The organism is Marinobacter sp. EhC06 (genome assembly GCF_001650915.1).
Taxonomy (GTDB): domain Bacteria; phylum Pseudomonadota; class Gammaproteobacteria; order Pseudomonadales; family Oleiphilaceae; genus Marinobacter.
The window spans coordinates 485,562-506,849 of record NZ_LXYO01000012.1; the positions used below are offsets into that span (position 1 = coordinate 485,562).

19 protein-coding genes are annotated in these 21,288 nt (G+C 58.8%); 4 read left to right on the forward strand and 15 right to left on the reverse strand.

Annotated elements, in window-relative coordinates; genetic code table 11:
* Positions 1 to 18: 18 nt before the first annotated feature.
* Positions 19 to 1,368, reverse strand: coding sequence for a 23S rRNA (uracil(1939)-C(5))-methyltransferase RlmD (rlmD, locus tag A8B84_RS08655; protein ID WP_064227129.1), 1,350 nt, complete (start codon positions 1,366 to 1,368; stop codon positions 19 to 21).
* A 26-nt stretch (positions 1,369 to 1,394) separates the two neighbouring features.
* Positions 1,395 to 2,288, reverse strand: coding sequence for a cysteine synthase CysM (gene cysM / locus A8B84_RS08660; protein WP_008176171.1), 894 nt, complete (start codon positions 2,286 to 2,288; stop codon positions 1,395 to 1,397).
* A 225-nt stretch (positions 2,289 to 2,513) separates the two neighbouring features.
* Between cysM and A8B84_RS08665 the strand changes: the two genes are divergently transcribed.
* Positions 2,514 to 5,387: an ATP-binding protein gene (locus tag A8B84_RS08665; RefSeq protein WP_064227128.1), complete on the forward strand. Its 2,874-nt coding sequence runs from the start codon at positions 2,514 to 2,516 to the stop codon at positions 5,385 to 5,387.
* A 12-nt stretch (positions 5,388 to 5,399) separates the two neighbouring features.
* On the opposite strand, the gene pdxJ is transcribed toward A8B84_RS08665, so the two are convergent.
* The 13 genes from pdxJ to rpoE all read right to left on the reverse strand — a co-directional run bounded on the left by pdxJ (position 5,400) and on the right by rpoE (position 18,773).
* Complete coding sequence (gene pdxJ, locus A8B84_RS08670) at positions 5,400 to 6,140, reverse strand: pyridoxine 5'-phosphate synthase (RefSeq protein ID WP_064227127.1); 741 nt, start codon at positions 6,138 to 6,140, stop codon at positions 5,400 to 5,402.
* Positions 6,130 to 6,858 (reverse strand): DNA repair protein RecO, encoded by a 729-nt coding sequence (gene recO, locus A8B84_RS08675; RefSeq protein WP_064227126.1) that lies wholly within the window; start codon positions 6,856 to 6,858, stop codon positions 6,130 to 6,132. Before recO ends, pdxJ begins: the two co-directional genes overlap by 11 nt.
* 7 nt (positions 6,859 to 6,865) lie before the next feature.
* A complete protein-coding gene (gene era / locus A8B84_RS08680) occupies positions 6,866 to 7,783 on the reverse strand; it encodes a GTPase Era (protein WP_064227125.1) in 918 nt (305 codons plus the stop codon).
* Positions 7,783 to 8,472 carry a ribonuclease III gene (gene rnc, locus A8B84_RS08685; protein WP_064227124.1) on the reverse strand — a complete coding sequence of 230 codons (690 nt, stop codon included), beginning with the start codon at positions 8,470 to 8,472 and terminating at the stop codon, positions 7,783 to 7,785. The genes era and rnc overlap by 1 nt, the downstream gene beginning before the upstream one ends.
* Entirely contained in the window at positions 8,469 to 8,858 is a 390-nt protein-coding gene (locus A8B84_RS08690; RefSeq protein ID WP_064227123.1) for a DUF4845 domain-containing protein, read from the reverse strand. Before A8B84_RS08690 ends, rnc begins: the two co-directional genes overlap by 4 nt.
* A gap of 26 nt (positions 8,859 to 8,884) precedes the next feature.
* Positions 8,885 to 9,691: a signal peptidase I gene (lepB, locus tag A8B84_RS08695; RefSeq protein ID WP_064227122.1), complete on the reverse strand. Its 807-nt coding sequence runs from the start codon at positions 9,689 to 9,691 to the stop codon at positions 8,885 to 8,887.
* Positions 9,692 to 9,703: 12 nt separating this feature from the next.
* Positions 9,704 to 11,506 (reverse strand): translation elongation factor 4, encoded by a 1,803-nt coding sequence (gene lepA / locus A8B84_RS08700; RefSeq protein WP_064227492.1) that lies wholly within the window; start codon positions 11,504 to 11,506, stop codon positions 9,704 to 9,706.
* A 104-nt stretch (positions 11,507 to 11,610) separates the two neighbouring features.
* Positions 11,611 to 14,337, reverse strand: coding sequence for an EAL domain-containing protein (locus A8B84_RS08705; protein ID WP_064227491.1), 2,727 nt, complete (start codon positions 14,335 to 14,337; stop codon positions 11,611 to 11,613).
* Positions 14,338 to 14,464: 127 nt separating this feature from the next.
* The gene (locus tag A8B84_RS08710) at positions 14,465 to 15,889 is read right to left on the reverse strand and encodes a DegQ family serine endoprotease (RefSeq protein WP_064227121.1); all 1,425 of its coding nucleotides are present in this window, start codon (positions 15,887 to 15,889) and stop codon (positions 14,465 to 14,467) included.
* Positions 15,890 to 16,024: 135 nt separating this feature from the next.
* Positions 16,025 to 16,474, reverse strand: a complete 450-nt coding sequence (locus A8B84_RS08715; protein ID WP_064227120.1) for a SoxR reducing system RseC family protein — start codon at positions 16,472 to 16,474, stop codon at positions 16,025 to 16,027.
* Positions 16,471 to 17,490 carry a MucB/RseB C-terminal domain-containing protein gene (locus A8B84_RS08720; RefSeq protein WP_227512631.1) on the reverse strand — a complete coding sequence of 340 codons (1,020 nt, stop codon included), beginning with the start codon at positions 17,488 to 17,490 and terminating at the stop codon, positions 16,471 to 16,473. The genes A8B84_RS08715 and A8B84_RS08720 overlap by 4 nt, the downstream gene beginning before the upstream one ends.
* A 20-nt stretch (positions 17,491 to 17,510) precedes the next feature.
* Positions 17,511 to 18,071, reverse strand: a complete 561-nt coding sequence (locus A8B84_RS08725; RefSeq protein WP_064227119.1) for a sigma-E factor negative regulatory protein — start codon at positions 18,069 to 18,071, stop codon at positions 17,511 to 17,513.
* A 15-nt stretch (positions 18,072 to 18,086) separates the two neighbouring features.
* On the reverse strand, positions 18,087 to 18,773 hold the full coding sequence (rpoE, locus tag A8B84_RS08730; RefSeq protein WP_064227118.1) for an RNA polymerase sigma factor RpoE: 687 nt from the start codon (positions 18,771 to 18,773) through the stop codon (positions 18,087 to 18,089).
* A 134-nt stretch (positions 18,774 to 18,907) separates the two neighbouring features.
* Here rpoE and nadB point away from each other — a divergent pair, with 134 nt between their 5' ends.
* Genes nadB through A8B84_RS08745 form a run of 3 tightly spaced genes read left to right on the forward strand, consistent with a single transcriptional unit; the run spans position 18,908 to position 21,273 of the window.
* Positions 18,908 to 20,512: an L-aspartate oxidase gene (gene nadB / locus A8B84_RS08735; RefSeq protein ID WP_201257872.1), complete on the forward strand. Its 1,605-nt coding sequence runs from the start codon at positions 18,908 to 18,910 to the stop codon at positions 20,510 to 20,512.
* 40 nt (positions 20,513 to 20,552) lie between these two features.
* Positions 20,553 to 20,825, forward strand: coding sequence for a succinate dehydrogenase assembly factor 2 (locus tag A8B84_RS08740; RefSeq protein WP_064227116.1), 273 nt, complete (start codon positions 20,553 to 20,555; stop codon positions 20,823 to 20,825).
* Positions 20,809 to 21,273 carry a hypothetical protein gene (locus A8B84_RS08745; protein ID WP_064227115.1) on the forward strand — a complete coding sequence of 155 codons (465 nt, stop codon included), beginning with the start codon at positions 20,809 to 20,811 and terminating at the stop codon, positions 21,271 to 21,273. Before A8B84_RS08740 ends, A8B84_RS08745 begins: the two co-directional genes overlap by 17 nt.
* The last annotated feature ends 15 nt before the right edge of the window (positions 21,274 to 21,288 follow it).

Sequence of the window (21,288 nt, forward strand, 5' to 3'; positions counted from 1 at the left end):
TGACTGCCCACAACATCGTCAGCCGGAATCCCGCTCGAACAGCGCGATGGATTCCACATGGGTGGTGTGGGGAAACATGTCCATCACACCCGCGCGCACCAGGCGATAGCCGTTGCGCACCATAACGCCCGCATCCCGCGCAAGGGTAGCCGGGTTACAGGAGACATAGACTATCTTCCGCGCACCGAAGGCGGTGAGGTATTTGCAGATTTCCTCGGCACCGGAGCGGGGCGGATCAATCAGGATCTTGTCGAACCCTTCCTTCGCCCAACTCTGGCCGGTGAAGTCTCCGTGCAGATCGGCACCGTGAAAATCGACATTGTCCAGGCCATTCAGTTCCGCATTTTCCCGGCCGCGCACGACCATGGTCTCGTCGCCTTCCACGCCAACAACCTGTCCTCCCCTCCGGGCCAGGGGCAGCGTAAAGTTCCCCAGACCGCAGAACAGATCCAGGACACGCTCACCCGGCTGGACATCCAGCCATTCCACGGCCCTGTGTACCATCGCGCGGTTAATGCCTGCATTGACCTGAGTAAAGTCCATGGGATGAAATTTCATGGTCAGGTCGAATTCTTCCAGCCTGTAGCTCAGCCGTTCATCATCCCGACCAGAGGATTCGGGCCATATCCGATGCACCGTGTCGGGACCTTTTGGTTGCAGGTAGATATGCAAATCGTGGGCCTGACCAAAGGCGATGAGCTTTTCCCGATCACCGGCCGAGAGGTCATCCATGTTCCGGAACACCATCACTGCCACATCATCGCCACAGGCAACCTCCACCTGGGCGATTCGGCTGTATGCGTCCAGGTCGTGCAGCATGTTGCGCAGGGGCAGTATGCGGTCGCCAATGCGGGGATCCAGCACCACGCAACGATCGATGTCGGTCAGGAAACTATTGCGCTTCTCCCGGAATCCCACCAGGACAGACTCCCTGGCCTTGACGTAACGAACCCCGAGGCGGGCCTTGCGGCGATAGCCGAGGCTCTCCTCCGATCGCAGCGGCTCAATCCATTGTTCGGGCTCAATGCCCCCGAAATGGGCAAAATGCTCCCGCAGGGTGTTTTCCTTGAACTCGATCTGGGCATCGCCACTCATATGCTGAAGGCTACAGCCACCGCACAGGTCGGCAAACTCGCAGGGTGGCGTCTGGCGATCCGGCGCAGCTTCGAGAACCTCTTCGGTGCGCAATTCGTCAAACTTGCTTCGACTGGACACCACTTTCGCCATCACGGTTTCGCCCGGAAGGGCGCCATCCACAAACTGGGTCTTGCCATCCTGACGGGCGATACCCCGGCCGTCATGGCTCAGGGTCTCAATCTCACAGCGCACGGGCTCTTTTGGAAGAACCTTCCTGCGTCGTCTGCTCATACTCGGGTCTCTTGGTGGAATCGTGTTCAGGCGCCGGGAAATACACCGGTGGATAGATAGCGGTCGCCGCGGTCACAGATAATGGCCACAATGATGGCGTTTTCAACCTGCTGCGAGAGCTTGAGCGCGGCCGCGATCGAACCGCCGGAGGAAACGCCACAGAAAATGCCTTCCTCGGACGCGAGGGCCCGCATGGTGTTTTCGGCCTCTTCCTGGCCAACATCCAGTACCTCGTCCACCCGTGCGGCATCGTAGATTTTCGGCAGGTAGGCTTCGGGCCATCGCCGGATCCCGGGGATCGAAGCGCCTTCTTTTGGCTGCAGCCCGATGATGCGAATATCCGGGTTGCGCTCCTTGAGGTAACGGGACACGCCCATGATGGTGCCGGTGGTGCCCATGGAGCTGACAAAATGGGTGACGCGCCCGCCGGTCTGTTCCCAGATCTCGGGACCGGTTGTGCGGTAGTGCGCCAGGGGGTTGTCCTGGTTGCTGAACTGGTCCAGCACCCTGCCCTTGCCCTCCGCCTGCATCTTGAGGGCCAGGTCACGGGCGGTTTCCATACCCTCTTCCCTGGTGACAGTGACAATTTCCGCACCGTAGGCGCGCATGGATGCCCGACGCTCCTCGCTCATGTTCGCAGGCATGATCAGCACCATGCGGTAACCCTTGATCGCAGCCGCCATGGCCAGGGCAATGCCGGTGTTGCCACTGGTCGCCTCGATCAGGGTATCGCCTGGCTTGATGTCGCCCCGGCGCTCCGCCTCCTGGATCATGCTGATAGCCGGGCGGTCTTTGACCGAGCCGGCAGGGTTGTTTCCCTCCAGCTTGGCCAGAATCACGTTACTCGTCTCCCCGGGGAGACGCTGCAGGCGAACCAGAGGGGTGTGCCCGACATAATCTTCAATGGTGGGAAAATGCATATGATAACCCTGTGGTACACTTTTGGCTTCGCATGATACGCGTTATCGCCCCGGTCTCCCAATACAGCTTCTCGCTATATCCATGACCGGCGGCTATATCCGACACCGGATTTTCCGGTACTGCCGGGACTGATACCACAGTTATCCCGTTCCGGATCAGCTATTCTTAACACGGACGTTTCCCGCTCTGCGGTGCGGACATAAGCAATAATTCAGGAACACGGTATGCGACGTTGGGGCATTCGCAAGAAAGTTTTGGTGGTCACACTGGTTCCCACCCTCTTGACCACCCTGATGCTGGGGCTGTTCTTTACCTACAGCTGGGTTAACAATATAGAAAGCCTGCTGAAAGATCGGGGCGAATCACTCTCTCGTCAGCTCGCCGCCGGTTCCGAGTACGGCCTGTTTACCGCTAACCGCAGCTTGCTCAGCAGCCTCTCCAATGCCCTCCTGGAAGAGCAGGACGTGCGCTCCATCACCTTCTTTGGCAGTGACGGCTCGCGCCTGCTTCACACCGGGCCGGGAAGCTCAGAGACCGTTCAGTCCGGGGAACTCACCGCCGAGCACGCAACCCGGATATCCCGAAAAAACAGCACTCGCTTCATCACCCCTGTTTTTCTCCAGGATCTGATGATCGAGAGCATGCTCGACCCGGATGCCCGCCAGTCCATGTCGAATCTGCGAGAGCCTCTGGGCTGGGTGGTTGTGGAAATGTCCCATATCCGCACCGAAAAAGAGACGTACAAGGCCCTGCTGATTTCCCTGCTGCTCATTCTCGGGGGTGTCATTCTCAGCATGGCCATTGCCCTGCGACTGAGCCGCGCGTTCACCAACCCGGTGTTCGAACTGAACGAGGCCGTTGCCAAACTCAAGGAAGGCAAGCTGGATACCCGGGTCTACACCGGCGCCGGGCCGGAGTTCGAACAGCTGGAATCCGGCCTCAATGCCATGGCCGAAGAGCTGAGCAAGGCCCAGGCGGAAATGCAGCAGAACATCGACCAGGCCACCGAAGATCTGCGGGAAACCCTGGAAACCATCGAAATCCAGAACATCGAGCTGGATTTCGCCCGCAAGGAAGCGCTGGAAGCGAGCCGGATAAAGTCAGAGTTCCTGGCCAACATGTCACACGAAATCCGCACCCCGCTGAACGGCATCATCGGCTTCACCGAGCTGCTCCTGAAGAGCCCCCTGCCACGGCAGCAGCGGGACCATCTGAGCACCATCAGGAAATCCTCGGAGATCCTGCTTACCATCATCAACGACATCCTGGACTTCTCCAAGATTGAGGCCGGTAAGCTGATCCTGGACCGGGTGCCCTTCCAGTTGCGGGATATTGTTGAGGAAGTCATGGTCATGCTGGCGCCGGCCGCCCATGCCAAGAACCTGGATCTGGTGCCACTGGTCTACAACGATGTGCCGGACAACATCATGGGTGACCCTTTGCGGGTCAAACAGGTGATCACCAACCTGGTCAACAACGCCATCAAGTTTACCCAGACCGGCGAGGTAGTCCTGCGGGCGAGCCTGGAAGAGGAAGAGACCGATTCCAACCGGGTTACGCTGCGCCTGAGCATCACGGATTCCGGCGTGGGTCTCTCCCGGGCCCAACAGCAATCCCTGTTCAACGCCTTCAGTCAGGCCGATGCCTCCACCGCCCGTCAATACGGTGGTACCGGCCTCGGGCTGGCCATCTCGAAGCGTCTGGTTGAGGAGATGGGGGGCAAGATCGGGCTTGAGAGCGAACTTGGCAAGGGCTCGACCTTCTGGTTCACCCTCACCTCGGAGCTTGCCACCAGCGGTGAGGCCATTGCCCCCCGGGATGCCCTGCGTGGTGAACGGGTCATCTATCTGGAACAACAGAAAACCACCGGCCTGGCCGTGGAACACCTGTTGCGGGACTGGGGCATGGTGGTCGACCGGGTGGCCTCCCCCGGTGCACTGCAGGAACACATTGAGGAAGCCCAGAAAAGCCAGGCCGGTTACGCCGTGGCTATTGTCGGCATTACCCGGCACCTGCTCAATTCCAGCCAGTACTGCAGCCTTGTCCGTACCCTTGAGATCGAACGGGATTGCCGGACACTGTTGCTGACCCCCACCCTGGAAACTCACGACACGCCACTATCGGGGCTTGCCAGCGGCCACCTCACCAAACCGGTGTGCCGCGATTCCCTCTACGACGAGCTTCTGCTGCTGGTGCACGGCATCAATTCCAGCGGCCGGGTGCCCGAATACGAGATTTCCGCCAACCGAGTGACCACCGCCAATGTTCCCCGGGTACTGGCAGTGGATGACAACGACGCCAACCTGAAGCTGGTAATGACCCTGCTGGAAGACTGCCAACTGGACGCCGAGGGCGCTTCCAGCGGATTTGAAGCCCTGAGCAAGGCCAGACAGAAACCCTTCGACCTGGTCTTCATGGATCTGCAGATGCCCGGCATGGACGGTGTGGAAACCACGGCCAGGCTGAGGGAGATGGATACCGGCAATCACCGGACCCCGATCATTGCCCTGACCGCCCATGCCCTGTCGGACGAGCAGGAACGGCTGACCAAGCAGGGTTTCGATGGCTACATGCCCAAACCCATCAGCAGTGGCCAGCTCAACGACATCATTCATGAGTACACCGGCTACGTTTGCCCGAAGAGCGGCAGCGACGGTCGGCTTCCCGTGCCGGAAGTTCGCGACACCCGTCGGGCCCTGCGGCCATCAACGCGCAAAATGCAGCAGGACTGCGTCAGCGTCGAGGAAAGCATTCAGCTGGCCGCCGGCAAAGCTGACCTGGCGGAAGAACTGTTCAGCATGCTGCTGGAACAGGTCCACGTGGATCGGGAGCGGATCCCGGATCTCTGGACCAACGACAATATGGATGAGCTGCTGGAGTGCGTTCACAAACTCCATGGCGCCACCCGCTACTGCGGCGTACCGGAACTGAGGGCCGCAGCCAACCATCTGGAAACGGCGATCAAATGCTCTGCCCCGGATCTGGAGCACCAGAAAGACCAGTTGCTCTCGGCCATGGAGCGCCTGCAGATCTGGAGCGACCAGACCGACTGGCAACAGCTGTTCCGCGAACGCCACGAGGCCGCCGAAACGACCTGACGCTACCTCGAATCAGGCCCGGCTCCGGGCCTGATCAATAATGGCCTTCATATCCCGGACCGCTTCTTTCAGACCGGTGAAAACCGCTCGGGCGATAATGGCATGGCCAATATTCAGTTCGTTGATGCCATGGATCGCCGCTACCCGCTCGGTGTTGTGATAATGCAGGCCATGGCCGGCATTGACGATAAGCCCTTTCTTGCGGGCATAGGCCACCGCATCGGCAATGGTTTTGAACGCGGCATTTTCAACCTCTGGCGTTTCGGCCTCGGCATACTCTCCGGTGTGAAGTTCGACTACCGGCGCGCCGCAACGCACTGCGGCATCAATCTGGGCCGGGTCCGGATCAATAAACAATGACACTTCGGCGCCAATTCGGGCCAGGCGCTCACAGGCCTTGGCCACCCGGGATTCCTGACCTTCCACATCCAGACCGCCCTCGGTGGTCAATTCCTCACGCTTCTCCGGCACCAGGCAGACACATTCCGGCCGAACCTGCTCGGCAAACGCCAGCATGGCATCGGTAACCGCCATCTCCAGGTTCATCTTGGTCTGAAGCACTTCCTTGAGTAACAGCACGTCCCGATCCTGGATATGACGCCGGTCTTCCCGCGGATGGATCGTGATGCCGTCTGCCCCGGCTTCCTCGGCCATAAGTGCTGCCTGCACAGGGTCCGGATACCGGGTCCCCCTCGCCTGACGGAGGGTGGCAACGTGATCAATATTGACGCCAAGCAGTACTCTAGGATTCATGGGATTCTCCCCGAAGGTGAGTGAAAAGGCTGCGACTGTTCAGGGGGCGCCCCTGCAAAAGATAATCGATCAGTACCCGCATGACCCGCTTCGCCAGCCGCCGACAGCGGTCCGATTGCAGATCATCCCGGGCCAGATCCAGTAATACTTCCCCGGGCAGATTCCGCAGTCGCACACCGGCCGACAGCCCGGAAACAATACCCTGCTCCGGATCATAGCAATACTCCCGGTCGGGCTCGACGGATTGCCCCGTATCGGTAGCAAGATCCCAGGCAAAGTCGTAACCCAGGGCGGCAGCAAAAGCCAGCTCGAACCGCCGCAGCACCGGCTCCACGTCTGTGGTGTCAGACAGCTGGCGGATGGCATCTATGTAGGCTGCAAAGAGGGTCGGATGGGGATCAGCAGCGGGCAGAACCCGCTGCAACAGTTCATTCAGGTAGAGGCCACTATAGAGCGACACTGTCCGGGTGATTTTCGGGCCGGTTCGCACATCGACCTGGGTCAGGGTTTTCAGGTCACCCCGACCCGCCCAGTCCACCACCAGCGGCTGGAAGGGCTGGAGCTGGGCTTTCAGAGGACTTTTGGCACTGTTGGCGCCCCGGGCAAGGACGGTCATCCGGCCATGGTTCAGGGCAAAGAGATCCACCATCAGGCTGGTTTCCCGCCAGGGCCGGCGGTGCAGGACATAAGCGGGCTCCTGAAGTTCAGGCCCCTTCATCGCCGCCTCAGAGGTCGTTCATGCCCAGGCTCTTCAGGGCCCGGTCGCTGTCTGCCCAGCCACGCTTAACCTTGACCCAGAGCCTCAACATGATTTTGCTGTCGAACATACGCTCCATATCCGTGCGCGCCTCCTGACCAATCCGGCGCATCCGCTCGCCCTTTTCGCCGATGATGATCTTCTTCTGACCTTCACGCTCGACCAGGATCAGTGCGGAAATATGCAGGGTCTTGCCCTCCCGCTTGAACTCCTCGATCTCCACCGCAACGGAGTAAGGCAATTCAGCCCCCAACTGGCGGGTGATTTTTTCCCGGACGATCTCCGACGCCAGGAAACGCTCACTGCGATCGGTAATCTGGTCGTCCGGGTAGAAGTGGATACTCTCCGGCAGGAAACGCCCCACCGCCTCTTCCAGAGGTTCAAGGTTGGTCTCTTTCAGGGCCGAAAGCGGAATGATCTCGGCAAACTCACGCTTTTTCGAGAGCATGTCCAGGTGCGGCAGCAGGCTTTCCCGCTTTTCAATCTTGTCGACCTTGTTCACCGCCAGGATCACAGGGCATTTCAGCCGGCTGAGTTTCTCCAGCACCATTTCATCCGCCGTCGTCCAGGCCAGCTGCTCCACCACGAACACCACCACATCGACATCAATGAGTGCCGACGTGGCTGCCTTGTTCATGTAACGGTTAATGGCCCGGGGCTCTTCCTCATGCATGCCCGGTGTGTCCACGTAGATCGCCTGCACCGGCCCCACCGTCTTGATCCCAAGCACCTGATGACGCGTGGTCTGCGGCTTGCGGGAGGTTATGCTCAGCTTCTGCCCCAGGATATGGTTCAGTAGTGTGGACTTGCCCACGTTCGGACGGCCGACGATGGCCACAAAACCGCAGCGACTGTCCGGGTTTTCCGGACGGGTGATATCGTTCATTACTGGTTCTCCACGCCCAGCTCTTTCAGGGCGTTACGGGCTGCCTGCTGCTCGGCCACCCGGCGGCTGCTGCCGGTCCCGGTGGTCTTTCGGTCCAGCGAAGGCAGCGCACAGGATACATGGAATGTCTGGTTGTGAGCCTCGCCATCCACCGAAATCACGTCATAGCGCGGTAATGGAAACTGGCGGGACTGAAGGTATTCCTGCAAGCGGGTCTTGGGGTCTTTCTGGGTATCCTGGAGATCAAGCTTTTCCAACCGGTGCTCGAACCAGCGCAAGACCTGTTCCCGGCAAGTGTGAAAGTCACTGTCCAGGTAGATCGCACCAATGATGGACTCCACCGCATCAGCCAGGATGGATTCGCGACGGAACCCGCCGCTTTTCAGTTCACCGGAGCCCAGGCGCAGGTAACTTCCGAGTTGGAACTCGCGGCCAATCTCAGCCAGCGTCACGCCCTTTACCATGCGGGCCCGCAGGCGGCTCAGCTGGCCTTCACGGGCTTTTTCGAAGTGCAGAAACAGATACTCGGCAATAACCATGTTCACAATGGAATCGCCGAGGAATTCGAGGCGCTCGTTATTCTGGTTTCCGAAGCTCCGGTGGGTAAGTGCCAGCAGAAGCCGCTCCGGCGATTTGAACTGATAGCCAATGCGCCGCTGTAACTGATCCAGATCCGGTTGTGAACTCACTTGCCCTTCATCTCATATTGGTGCTTGAAGTGAACCACCGTATCCACATTACTGAACAGGTTGTTACGCACTTCGTAATCAACATTGATAACGACCAGATCGCCGTCTTTATCGACAGAAATATTCTTGGCATCGAAACCCCGGACATTGTTCACACTGAGCCGCTTGTTAATCAGTGTGCGGACCTGGGCCGGCCCCATCTGAGAGAGGCCCTCGGTGCCATCGAGACTTTCCAGCGCCTCCTGAATCGTGATGTCATCCAGGTAGGCGGGGCCCAGCTTGATCACCAGCGTCAGCAGACCACCAAAAAACAGCACCATAACCATCATGGTCAATGCCGAAGCACCCCGCTGACGGCCCATGCCGGAAAGATTGTTTTTCTTCATTACGACTGCGCTCCAGATAGTCCGAGTTACTCGATTCCGCCTACACGATCAAAGGATGGCAGACTGGTAAGGGATTTCCAGTGCATCCAGATAGCAAAGGCCTTGCCCACCACCAGCTCGTCCGGGACCGTGCCCCAGTAGCGGCTGTCATTACTGTTGTCGCGATTGTCACCCATGACGAAATAATGGCCTTCGGGCACCAGCCACTCACCCTCACCACTGCCACCGGGCCGACCCATGGTCAGGAAAATGTCGTGCTCGACTTCACCCAGATCTTCACGGCGCAGCTCCATCGGCGGCAGTCTCGCGATAAATCGCGTTTCGACCTTCTCACCGTTGATGAACAACTGCTTGTCACGGTAACGGATATGATCGCCCGGCAGACCGATTACCCGCTTGATGTAGTTGGTCTGGCCGTCTTCCGGGTAGCGGAACACCATCACGTCGCCACGCTGCGGATCGCCAACCGGGATCACTTTGGTCCCGGCAACAGGCAGTCTCAATCCGTAGGCGTATTTGTTCACCAGAATGAAGTCGCCCACCTCCAGGGTAGGCAGCATGGACCCTGACGGGATCTGGAACGGCTCCACCAGAAAGGAGCGCAGCACCAGCACAATTGCCAACACCGGGAAAAACGATCGGCTCAGGTCGACCAGGTAGGGTTCTTTCGGTTCCTCAGATTCCGAGGATGAGCCATCACCCACTTCTCCGGCAGCACCACTGGCACGGTAGGCAGCAAGACGACGATCACGAAGAAACAGCTTGTCCGCCAGCCAGATCAGACCCGTTGCAAAGGTCAGTACCACCAGTACCAGGGGAAAATCGATATCCATCCAGGAGGCCTTTTATTTATCTACTTTCAGTACGGCAAGAAACGCTTCCTGAGGCACCTCGACATTACCCAGCTGCTTCATACGCTTTTTACCTTCCTTCTGCTTCTGCAGCAGTTTCTTCTTCCGGCTCACATCACCACCGTAACACTTGGCGGTTACGTTCTTGCGCAGTGCCTTGACCGTGACCCGCGATACCACCTGATTACCGATGGCGGCCTGAATGGCAATATCGAACATTTGCCGCGGAATCAGTTCTTTCATCTTCTCGATCAGCTGGCGACCTTTGTGATGGGCCTGCTCCTTGTGCACGATCAGAGCCAGGGCATCAACGCGCTCACCGTTGATCAAAACGTCCAGCCGCACCAGATTGGCGGTCTGGAATCGGGTAAAATGATAATCCAGAGAGGCAAAACCGCGGCTGGCCGACTTGATCCGATCAAAGAAGTCCATTACCACTTCGGCCATGGGCAGCTCATAGGTGAGCTGGACCTGGGTCGTCATGAAGTGCATGTTCTTCTGGACGCCACGCTTTTCCTCGCACAAGGCTATTACGTTGCCGATATGCTCCTGGGGTACCAGGATATTCGCTTCCACAATCGGCTCACGCATTTCCTCAATGGAACCAATATCCGGAAGCCGGGACGGGTTGTCTACCGACAGCGTCTCACCCTGTTTGGTAACCACCTCATAGATAACCGTTGGCGCCGTGGTGATCAGGTCGATGTCGTATTCCCGTTCCAGCCGCTCCTGGATAATCTCCATGTGTAGCATGCCCAGGAAACCACAGCGGAAACCGAAGCCAAGGGCATCGGAGTTCTCCGGCTCGAAAAACAGGGAAGCATCGTTCAGGGTCAGCTTTTCCAGGGCGTCCCGAAAATCGTTGTAGTCGTCGGCGCTGACCGGGAATAACCCGGCGTATACCTGGGGTTTAACCTTTTTGAAGCCCGGCAACATCGGCGTCTGCTCGGCGAACTTCTGATGCACGATGGTGTCGCCGACGGGCGCACCATGAATATCCTTGATGCCTGCCACTACGAAGCCGACATCGCCGGCTTCGAGCATGTCGGTGTCCTTCGGTTTGGGATTGAAAATACCGACCTTGTCGGCGTTCCAGGCCTTGCCGGTGGACTTGATAACGATCTTGTCGCCTTTTTTCAGGGTACCTTCGGTCACCCTTACCAGAGACACCACGCCCAGATAATTGTCGAACCAGGAATCGATAATCAGCGCCTGCAGTGGCGCGCTCCGGTCGCCCTTTGGCGGCGGGATTTTCTTGATCAGATCTTCCAGCACATCCTCAACACCCAGGCCACTCTTGGCGCTGCAGCGGACCGCATCAGAGGCTTCAATGCCGATGATGTCCTCGATTTCCGCCGCTACCCGTTCCGGTTCGGCCTGGGGCAAGTCCATCTTGTTCAGAACTGGCACCACTTCGAGGCCCTGCTCAATGGCGGTATAGCAGTTGGCCACCGACTGGGCTTCAACGCCCTGCCCGGCGTCGACCACCAGCAAGGCCCCTTCGCAGGCATAAAGCGACCGAGAGACCTCATAGGAAAAATCCACATGGCCCGGGGTGTCGATAAAGTTCAGTTTGTATTCCTGGCCGTCACGGGCTTTGTAATTCAGCGTGACACTCTGGGCCTTGATGGTAATCCCTCGCTCACGCTCGAGATCCATGGAGTCCAGGACCTGCTCGGCCATTTCACGGTCGGTCAGGCCGCCGCAAACCTGGATAAAACGGTCTGCCAGCGTGGATTTACCATGGTCGATGTGGGCGATGATGGAAAAGTTACGGATTCGGCTCAGTTCAGTCACAGACAATGAATACTCAGTTAAGACGAAGGATTGAGCCCGGAGGGGCCGCTACCGGGATCCGGGAACGGCGTGATTTTACCGGTTACCGGCCGCCATTGCCATGATCAGGAAATCAGCGGCCTTTCGTATTGCCGGATCAGGAAGCCAATGAGGGCATCCTCGTCCAGCGGATAGCTGAACAGGTTGCCCTGACACTGGGCACAGCCGTGAGTTTTCAGGAAGCTCAGTTGCTGCGGGGTTTCCACACCTTCTGCAACCACTGTGAGGTGGAGCTTGCGGGCCAGGGCAATTACCGCGGAGGCAACATCGGTAGCACTGACATTGTAGGGTATATCGCGGATGAACCGGTGATCGATCTTGATCACATCCAGGGGCAGCTGTTGCAGCGAAACCAGAGAACAGGAACCGGTGCCAAAATCATCGAGAATCAGACAGACCCCCAAATCATGGAGCGACACCAGCAACTCCCGGAGCATTCGTGGATCTTCATTGAGCAGTTCCGCCGGCATTTCCAGCTCGAGGCGCTCGGGCGAGACGCCGGTTTCGGTGATGACCTGGCGAATCATATCCAGGAAACCGGAATCGGTCAGCTGGCGAACGGACAGATTCACCGCCATTTTCAGAGATTCGAAACCGGCCCGTTCCAGGGCCTGCACCTGAATACAGGCCTGCCTTAGGGCCCATTCTCCCAGGCGCACGATCAGGCCCGTTTCCTCAGCCAGGCCGATGAACTGCTGGGCGGAAACCAGTCCTTTCTCCGGATGATGCCAGCGCAGGAATGCCTCAACCCCGATGACCCGCTCACTGGCCAGATCAATCTTCGGCTGGTAGTGCAAAACGAAGCGATCACCATCCAGGGCCGTGGCCAACTCCTCCTGCTGCAGGAGCCGGCGCGCCGCCTTGATATTCATGGCCGGCGTGAAGAACTGGAAGGTATTGCGTCCCAGTTCCTTGGCGCGATACATGGCCAGATCGGCATACTTCATCAGGGTCCCGGCATCCTCGCTGTCGTGCGGGATCATGGTAATACCAATACTGACCGTGATACCGACTTCATGATCGTTCAGCCGGATCCGCTGGCACAGGCTGCGCAGGATAGTCTCTGCCACCTTGCTGGCGGCGTCCGAATCACTGATCCGTGACAACAGCACCACGAATTCGTCGCCGCCGAGCCTGGCAACTGAGTCCTCTTCCCGGACGCAGCCCACCAGCCACTGGGCCACCTGGCGAAGGAGCTCATCCCCGGAATCATGACCCAGGGTATCGTTGATACGCTTGAACCCGTCCAGATCCAGGAACATGAGCGCGGCCGGCTCACCGCTTCGGCGGCTACGGCTGACTACGTGGTTCAGGCGGTCGCGGAACAGCTGCCTGTTCGCCAGCCCTGTGAGCGGATCGTAGAATGCCAACCGGTGCAGCTCCGACTGGGCAGCCTTGAGCTGGGTGAGATCCCGCAGGCTAAGCACAACCCCATTGACACCGGGCACCGACAACATGGCGGTAAAGGTGCCCTCCATATCCCGCCACTGCCCCTCGGCATCGCGAATACGAACCCGGATTACCGGCATCTGTTTACCGGGCGACTGCACGGAATCGTCAAAGCCTTTCTGTAGCTGAGGCCAGTCGTCGCCGTGAACCAGTTCTTCAAAGTCCAGGGACTGAACCTGGTCCGGTTCAAAACCGAGAATATCGAGGCTGGACGGGCTGGCGTAAAGAGCCTGCCCGGCACGATCCATCACCAGAGTGACGTTGGCAGCGCCCTCGGTAATTGCCCGATAGCGGCCGGCACTGATCTGCGCCATCAGACGTGACCGGATCAGCGCGAGCACGAAGAGGAACAGCAAGGCACTGATGACCAGGCCGCTGCCCAGAACGATCGGAGGACGCGGATCCGAGGCCAGGAAATCAAAGGCAGGTGTGGAACGGGTCTGCAACAACCAATCGCGACCACCGTGGCTGATAGTCTGGCTCATCTGGAAACTGAATTCGTTATCGAGGGAACCCAGGTTGGAGCCGTACATGAGGTTCTGCCGCTCCACCACTCCGGCATCGTAGATCCGGACATCCAGAAACGGCGAGATCAGGCCGACGATGCCGTCGATCAGGTTGTTCATCCGGAAGGCACTGAACACATAGCCTGCCAGCATCATGCGACGCTCGGCCCGGATCTCGGGCACGGTTCCGCCCTGGTACACGGGGTAGTACATCAGGAAACTTGCCTGGTCTTCACCAAGCTCTTCCTGAACCAGTACCACCTTGGCCGTAACGGTGGGTACAGCCTCATCACGGGCCTGCTCCATGGCCCGACGATGGATGGGATCGCTGAAGGCATCGTAGCCAAGGGCCCGGCGATTGCGCTCAGTGCCCGGCTCCAGATAAACCATGGGATAGTAATAGGGGCCACTGCCCAGCGGGTTCACCAAGTAATTATGCACCCCCTCCGCCCGGACAGAAGCAATATGATCGGCCATCTGGCGGACACCGATACGGCGAACATAGCCAATACCCTGAATGCCCGGGTAGTAACGGTTGATATCCACCTTGTCGACGTACTCGCGCCACTGGTCACGGGAAACGTCTCCGGTCACCGCAAACAGACCGGCACTACCGGCCAGCACCTGCTCGTAGTTCAGCAGGCGCTCTTCAATGGCGGATTTCAGTTGCAGAGACTGGGTGCGAAAACGAGCCTCCGTGCGGTCTTCAACCAGCCGAATGGACACTTGCCAGAGCAACAGGGTGACAGCAATGGCAACGGCAAAAATCAGCCAGGCGACCCAGGCGTTGCGAAATTCCAGTAACTTGCGAAGGGAGAGTTCCTGTCTGTTCATCATGGGGCTGGTCCGTTCCATGGCCACTCATTTTTGTTGATTCGCTGAGTATAACAAAAGCCCCCGCAGGTGTCGTTTCCGACACCTGCGGGGGCTTTCTTAGCCTATGATCTGGCTCAGGAGAGGAATATCAGGGCTTCATCACCAGATACAGTGCCCGGCCTTGGCGAACCACCCTAACCGATACCGCCTTGCCCTCAGGCAGCGACCGCACAACCTCGCGAAACTCCTGTAAGGAAGTCACTTTCTGGCGGTTGATTTCAGTGATCACATCCCCCGCCCGGATGCCAGCGTCAGACGCAGCACCGCGGGCAACGTTATTGACCACAACGCCGCCTTCAATGCCCATGGAGTCGGCCATATCCGCAGGCAGCGGCTCAACCATCATGCCCAAAGGCGCAGACGCGGGACCACCACTGTCACCGGAAGGCGCAGCAGCTTGCTGGCTTCCCTCCTCGGGGAGGCGACCAATTTCAACCTGAAGCTCGATTTCCTCGCCACCTCGAAGCACTCTGAGCTCGGCGGTTTCACCTACCGGAGTGCGGCCTACCATAGGCGGCAAGTCAGAGGAAAGCTGCACCTCATCACCGTCATAGCTGAGAACGATGTCCCCCGACTGCAGACCCGCCTTCTGCGCCGGTGAGTCCGCCATCACTTCGGCAATCAGCGCACCGCGAGGCCGTTTCAGACCAAAGGACTCGGCCAGGTCACGATTTACCTCCTGAATCAGCACCCCGAGCCAGCCGCGGGACACAGAGCCCTTGTCACGCAACTGACGGAACACATTCATGGCATCGTCGATAGGAATGGCAAACGAGACCCCCATGAAACCGCCAGAGCGGGTGTAGATCTGGGAGTTGATGCCCACCACTTCACCTTCCAGATTAAACAGGGGCCCGCCTGAATTGCCCGGGTTGATTGCCACATCGGTCTGGATGAAGGGCACATAGTTTTCCGATGGCAATGACCGCCCCAAAGCGCTGACGATGCCGGCAGTCACCGTATAGTCGAATCCGAAGGGCGAGCCGATCGCAAAGACCCATTCACCGACCTTCAGATCCCGGGACTGGCCTACCTTCACCACTGGCAGGTCATCCCCGTTTTCAATCTTCAGCACCGCCATATCGGAACGGGGATCGGTTCCAACCAGGGTAGCAGGCAGTTCGCGACGGTCGTTCAGGCGCACGATAATCTCATCAGCACCTTCAACCACGTGATTGTTGGTCAGTACGTAGCCGTCCGAGGATACGATGAACCCGGAGCCCATGGAACGTCGGGGCTGTGAGTTACCCGGCCCGCCACCAAACGGAGACTGCGGGCCGCGGAAGAAATCCTGGAAAAACTCGGGGAGTTGTTCGAGCTGACGCTCATCAAACGGCATCCCGGGGGCGCGGGAATTCCCGCGTCGGGGTTCGGTCGTTGTGCTGATATTCACCACAGCACCCGCATTCTCCTCAACCAGCTCGGTGAAGTCCGGCAAGCTTCGGGCTGCACTGGCCTGACTCCAGCCCACCAACACCATGGCGGACAGAACGAGAAACAAAACAGCCGGCATCCTTCCGGGTATAAAGTTCTGTGACGGTTGGGCAACTGCTGTTGCACTCGACATGTGGTACCCCCTATTGTTCTAGCATATACGCGTAAATTTTGGGCTCACCCCACCGATTTTCAACTTACAAAACCGTAGGATTTACAGACAGTTTTCAGAGGAAATCCGGTTTACCCGGACCAGACGGGGCTCATAATCCCTGCCGCCTGCGCGTTGCAATTTTCGCCCTGCAAAAAAGCCCAGGGCCAGGCCAGCAACGGCAGCCAGCATCGCTGCGCCATCGTGCCCGCCGGACAGCTGGTGACCGAGGACACTTGCAACCACCATAAGGATCAGCGGCAAGGCGTAAACCAGAAGCGAAGCGCCCAGCAACGCCTGCTCATCAATACCGATAGTGACTTCATCCCCAACCCTGGCATTGATCGAGTTGGTCACCAGAATCTGATTGGCGCGTCCACCAGACGCCGCCGCCAGTACTTTCTGACCGCAGCCGTTGCGGGCGGCACAACTCTGACAAGCACTGGTTCGAATCGTCTGGACCCAGACCCGGTCGCCCTTGAGCGCGACAACCTTCCCGGTTTCGGTAATCACGATTCACCCGCACCCAGGGCCAGCGAGTCTTCAATGCGCACCGACTCGGCGACCTGCCGGGCTGTTTGCGGTGGCAGTTCGCCCACAACAGTGACCAGGAAGGCGTTGTCTCCCTCCTTTACCTGGTGCATGTAAACTGTCGTGGCGCCGATTTTGGAGGCGCCCGTGGGCATGGTTACCGGACCAGCCGGTTCAACGAACACTGAAAAAGCCGCCAGGCCATCGGAGAAGGCAACCGCCTGCCCCTTGCCGGAGCGGGGCGCTGCGGCGGGTACGAATCCCTCCGGGCGCCAGCCAAGCTGCCATCCGTCCATACGCTGTACCACAGATGCCGAGGCAGGGGGTTCGTCCAGGGTTCTGGAGATTTCCCTGCCCTGGGTACGAATCACAAACTCGCTGTCGGGAATGTCTTCGCCGATGTGAAGACTGGTGAACTGGAACTGCTCAAGCACCTCGCCCTCAGCGTTCCGGACATGGCTCTTCACCAGCAACCCAGTGGATTTTTCCAGCCAGAGCCGATGGCTATAGCGGTAGGAATCTTTAGCGCTCAGCGCCACAGAAACCACCTCATATCCGGCAACCCGATCGTCACCTTTCATCTCTGCCCGGTACCAGCGGCTAACCGGCACCAGCTGGCTGGTGAATGCTTCGGCAAACGGCCCCGAGGGAATGACCTGATCAAGCTGTATCCGGCCGGTTTCAGGAAGCACGCAGACCACGTTCATGCCCTTGCGAACAATTTCGCCGCTTCCGCCGTCCTGCAGCACCAACCGCTCTTCAACAACACCATCATTATAGCGATGCGCAATTTGCATGGAGTGCACACTCTCACCACGGGCGTAAACGAACACGCCGCGATAGGAGGTCATGTTCAGAGCCGGCCCGAGCCTTTCGAGCCAGGCGGCAGCCTCATCTTCTTCCGCAGCAGACAGCAGAGGTCCTGCAAGTGTAAGCAGAATACCAACAACCACTGACAGCGCACGGCTTCGGGAAAAATCTTTGAAGGCTTGAGGCATGATTACACTCGCTCCGGGGTTCAGTAGCCGGCACCGTTGGCGCTGACCAGGCGGGCATAGCCAACGGCGCCCCGCCCTGCACCAACGCTGTTGTGCTGTGCGTGTTCCAGCAGGTAGCGACTCATGTATTCCCACTGCTCCTCATCCAGACCCTGCAGGGCGATCTCCCTGACAGGCTGATTCTGAACAGGCGTTTCCGGTGCGGCCGCTGTCACGGGCTGAACCGGCCCCGGGCCGGACGAATCCCAGCCGGCGCCAGCCCCAAATCCGACCAGCAGCGCCATGGCCACCATGGCGGCCGCCGGCCAGTGCCATCGGCCCGCCTTATTGGCCTGAACAGCGGGCTCTGGCCGGGACGTCCCGGAGCCGCGGCCATCAAGCAATTCACGGACGGCCAAACTGACGTCCATACCATGGGCCGGGGAGTGGCCATCATGCATAAGGTCCCGCACGTCCTGCCAACGCTGCCACTGCGCCCGAACCTCGTCCTGGCTTTCGTGTGAAAGCAGGCGACGTACCGAAAGCTCGTCGGCTTCGTCGTCCATCATGGCGGACAGTGTTTCTCTGAGACGATCATCCATGGGATGCAACCTCAATTACGTCACGGAATGATTGAGTAAAGGTCCAAGATGCTTATCAACCGCATCCCGGGCCCTGAATATTCGTGAACGGACGGTACCGATCGGGCACTCCAGAATGCCAGCGATATCCTCATAGCTCAGGCCATCGTACTCCCTGAGCAGGAAGGCAGAACGCAACTCCTCGGGGAGCTGTGCAATAGCCCTGTTCAGTTCTTTCTGGAGCTGCTCCCGTTGCAGAAGTCGTTCCGGCGATGCAGTATCGCGGAGTCGGGAGCCGTCATCAAAATTCTCCGCCTCGGCCGAATCGGCACTACCCTGCGGACGACGCCCCCGGGACTCCAGATAGTTCTTCGCGGTGTTCACGGCGATCCGGTACAGCCACGTGTAGAAGGCACTGTCTCCCCGGAAACGCTCGATCGCCCGGAATGCCTTGACGAAGGTCTCCTGGGTCAGATCCATGACTTCCTGAGTGTCGTAGACGTACCGACTGATAATAGACGCGACTCTGGACTGGTATTTGACCACCAGTAGATCAAAGGCGGCGCGATCACCATTGCGGACCTTGCGGACCAACTGCAGGTCTGTCTGGCTATCGGAGTGTTCGCCTTGACGTTTCTCTGTATCAGGAGTCATGGACTGGTTGCCGGGGTTCCCTGATTTGATGGCCAGCTGTCCGGCCTGTACCAAGTTTCGCTGCGTCATTGATGCTATCCGGCGTCCGTTAGTGGAACGGGCTTAGCCACCTGTACGGCGGCTCACCCTGTCAGGCCAAATAGACAGCAAGCGTAAAGTTTAGTTCAATACACGTCCACATTATGGCCTGCGATAACGACCCGATGCCACAGTCCTTCGAATACGATGTTCTCATTATCGGCAGCGGAGCTGCCGGCCTCACCGTCGCCCTCAATCTGCCAGAGCATCTGAAGGTCTGCGTGGTGAGCAAGGCGCAGATCAGCAGCGGCGCAACCCTCTGGGCGCAAGGAGGGATCGCTGCGGTTCTGGATGATCAGGACTCCACCGAAAACCACATCACTGACACCCTGAATGCTGGCGCCGGCCTGTGCCATGAGGACGCCGTGCGCTTCACTGTTGAGCACGGCAAGGAGAGCATTGACTGGCTGATCGATTCCGGTGTCGACTTTACCCGGGATCAGGATGCCCACTATCATTTGACTCGGGAAGGCGGTCACAGCCACCGGCGCATCATTCACGCAGCTGATGCCACCGGCCACGCAGTTTCAACCACTCTGACGTCCCAGGCAGAGGCACGACCAAACATCGAACTTATGTCCGGTCGTGTGGCAGTGGACCTCATCACCAATCGCAAACTGTCCCTGCCGGGCAACCGATGTGTCGGTGCCTACATCCTGAATCTTGAAGACAACCACGTAGAGCTGTTCCGGGCAAGATTCACGGTTATTGCCACCGGTGGCGCCTCCAAGGCCTACCGCTACACTACCAACCCGGACGGCGCCTCCGGCGATGGAATCGCCATGGCCTGGCGTGCCGGCTGCCGGGTAGCGAACATGGAATTCAACCAGTTCCACCCCACCTGCCTTTACCATCCCCACGCCAAATCCTTCCTGATCACGGAAGCCGTGCGCGGGGAAGGTGGTCTCCTGAAATTGCCTGATGGGTCGCGGTTCATGGACCGCTTTGACGAACGCGGCGAATTGGCACCGCGGGATATCGTTGCCCGCGCCATTGACCATGAGATGAAGCGACTGGGTGCTGATCACCTTTACCTGGACATCAGCCACAAGCCCGCCGATTTTATCAAGCACCACTTCCCCACCATTTACGAGAAGTGCCTTGGCTTTGGCATTGATATCACTCGGGAGCCCATCCCCGTGGTGCCCGCTGCCCACTATACCTGTGGTGGCATCATGAGTGACGAGCGGGCCAGAACTGATGTCAATCAGCTCTATGTGGTGGGCGAAGCAGCATTCACGGGACTCCATGGTGCCAATCGCATGGCCAGCAATTCCCTGCTTGAGTGCCTCGTGTATGGACGCGCCGCCGCGGCCGATATTGCCCGTCGGGAAGCCGACATTCCGCCACCGCCGGAAGCCCCGGACTGGGACGAGAGCCAGGTCCGGGATTCTGATGAAGACGTTGTTATCTCCCACAACTGGGACGAGCTGCGACATTTCATGTGGGACTATGTGGGCATTGTGCGGACCACCAAGCGCCTCCAGCGGGCCAAGCACAGGGTGGACCTGCTGTCTGCCGAGATCGGAGAGTTCTACAGCAATTACCGTGTGACCAACGACCTGCTGGAACTTCGTAACCTGGTCACCGTGTCAGACCTGATCATCTGCTCGGCACTGCAGCGCAGGGAAAGCCGCGGACTGCACTACACGCTGGATTATCCGGGACTGCTCAATGAGGTCCGTGATACCGTACTGGTTCCCACGACCTACCGAACGCTCGCGCCCTGAGCGAACGCTGACTGTTACACACGATTCAATGGAAAACACTATGTCAGAGACACCTGCATCTTCCGAAAAAGCAGAATTCAACCGCCTGTGGTGGCACAGCCGCCGCGGCATGCTGGAGTTGGACAACCTTCTGATTCCATTCATGGAAGAGGCCTATCGCAACCTCGACGCCGAAGACCAGGCTCGTTACAAGAAGCTGCTCACCTGCGAGGACAATGACATGTTCGAGTGGTTCATGCAGCGCAGCCGCCCGGCAGATCCGGACCTCCAACGCATGGTCGACATCATTCTCAAACGTGTCCAGCCGGATTGAGCTGACGCTCACCCCCTCATTGCCGGTTGGCGTCCTCGCAGTGCTGCCCTGGCTGCTGTTACTGATCTTCCTGCTGGTCGCGGCGCTGGCCGGCAAAATCTGGTTTCTTGCTGCAGCACCGATTGCACTGGGCGGCGCCACCTTGCAGTACCGGTCCAACGGATTACTGGTGGGCGGGGGTTCTGTGCACGGCCTTCTGATTGAACACGGAAAGATGTACGCCAAAACCGGAGACAGCCGGCACGTTCAGGTGCTTCCGCTGGCATCCAGTCGGATCTGGTCCGGGCTGGCACTCTTGAAACTGCGACCGACCGGCACCAGATTCCAGTCTTACACCACGATTCTGCTTGCGCCATCACCCGGCAGACCGGGTAACGTTGCAGCAGACGATTTCCGTCGCCTGAGGGTATGGCTCAGACTGGGCCGATCCGGGCGATCAACCACCTGATTCACCGATCTGGAG

Bases quoted from the DNA above. Each gene is read 5' to 3' on its own strand.
- rpoE (WP_064227118.1), bottom strand. From the start codon at position 18,773: ATGACGCAGCGAAACTTGGTACAGGCCGGACAGCTGGCCATCAAATCA.
- recO (WP_064227126.1), bottom strand. From the start codon at position 6,858: ATGAAGGGGCCTGAACTTCAGGAGCCCGCTTATGTCCTGCACCGCCGG.
- A8B84_RS08740 (WP_064227116.1), top strand. From the start codon at position 20,553: ATGTCAGAGACACCTGCATCTTCCGAAAAAGCAGAATTCAACCGCCTG.
- pdxJ (WP_064227127.1), bottom strand. From the start codon at position 6,140: ATGAATCCTAGAGTACTGCTTGGCGTCAATATTGATCACGTTGCCACC.
- era (WP_064227125.1), bottom strand. From the start codon at position 7,783: ATGAACGATATCACCCGTCCGGAAAACCCGGACAGTCGCTGCGGTTTT.
- A8B84_RS08710 (WP_064227121.1), bottom strand. From the start codon at position 15,889: ATGCCGGCTGTTTTGTTTCTCGTTCTGTCCGCCATGGTGTTGGTGGGC.
- A8B84_RS08705 (WP_064227491.1), bottom strand. From the start codon at position 14,337: ATGATGAACAGACAGGAACTCTCCCTTCGCAAGTTACTGGAATTTCGC.
- A8B84_RS08690 (WP_064227123.1), bottom strand. From the start codon at position 8,858: ATGAAGAAAAACAATCTTTCCGGCATGGGCCGTCAGCGGGGTGCTTCG.
- lepB (WP_064227122.1), bottom strand. From the start codon at position 9,691: ATGGATATCGATTTTCCCCTGGTACTGGTGGTACTGACCTTTGCAACG.
- rlmD (WP_064227129.1), bottom strand. From the start codon at position 1,368: ATGAGCAGACGACGCAGGAAGGTTCTTCCAAAAGAGCCCGTGCGCTGT.
- cysM (WP_008176171.1), bottom strand. From the start codon at position 2,288: ATGCATTTTCCCACCATTGAAGATTATGTCGGGCACACCCCTCTGGTT.
- A8B84_RS08665 (WP_064227128.1), top strand. From the start codon at position 2,514: ATGCGACGTTGGGGCATTCGCAAGAAAGTTTTGGTGGTCACACTGGTT.
- nadB (WP_201257872.1), top strand. From the start codon at position 18,908: ATGCCACAGTCCTTCGAATACGATGTTCTCATTATCGGCAGCGGAGCT.
- A8B84_RS08720 (WP_227512631.1), bottom strand. From the start codon at position 17,490: ATGCCTCAAGCCTTCAAAGATTTTTCCCGAAGCCGTGCGCTGTCAGTG.
- A8B84_RS08725 (WP_064227119.1), bottom strand. From the start codon at position 18,071: ATGGATGATCGTCTCAGAGAAACACTGTCCGCCATGATGGACGACGAA.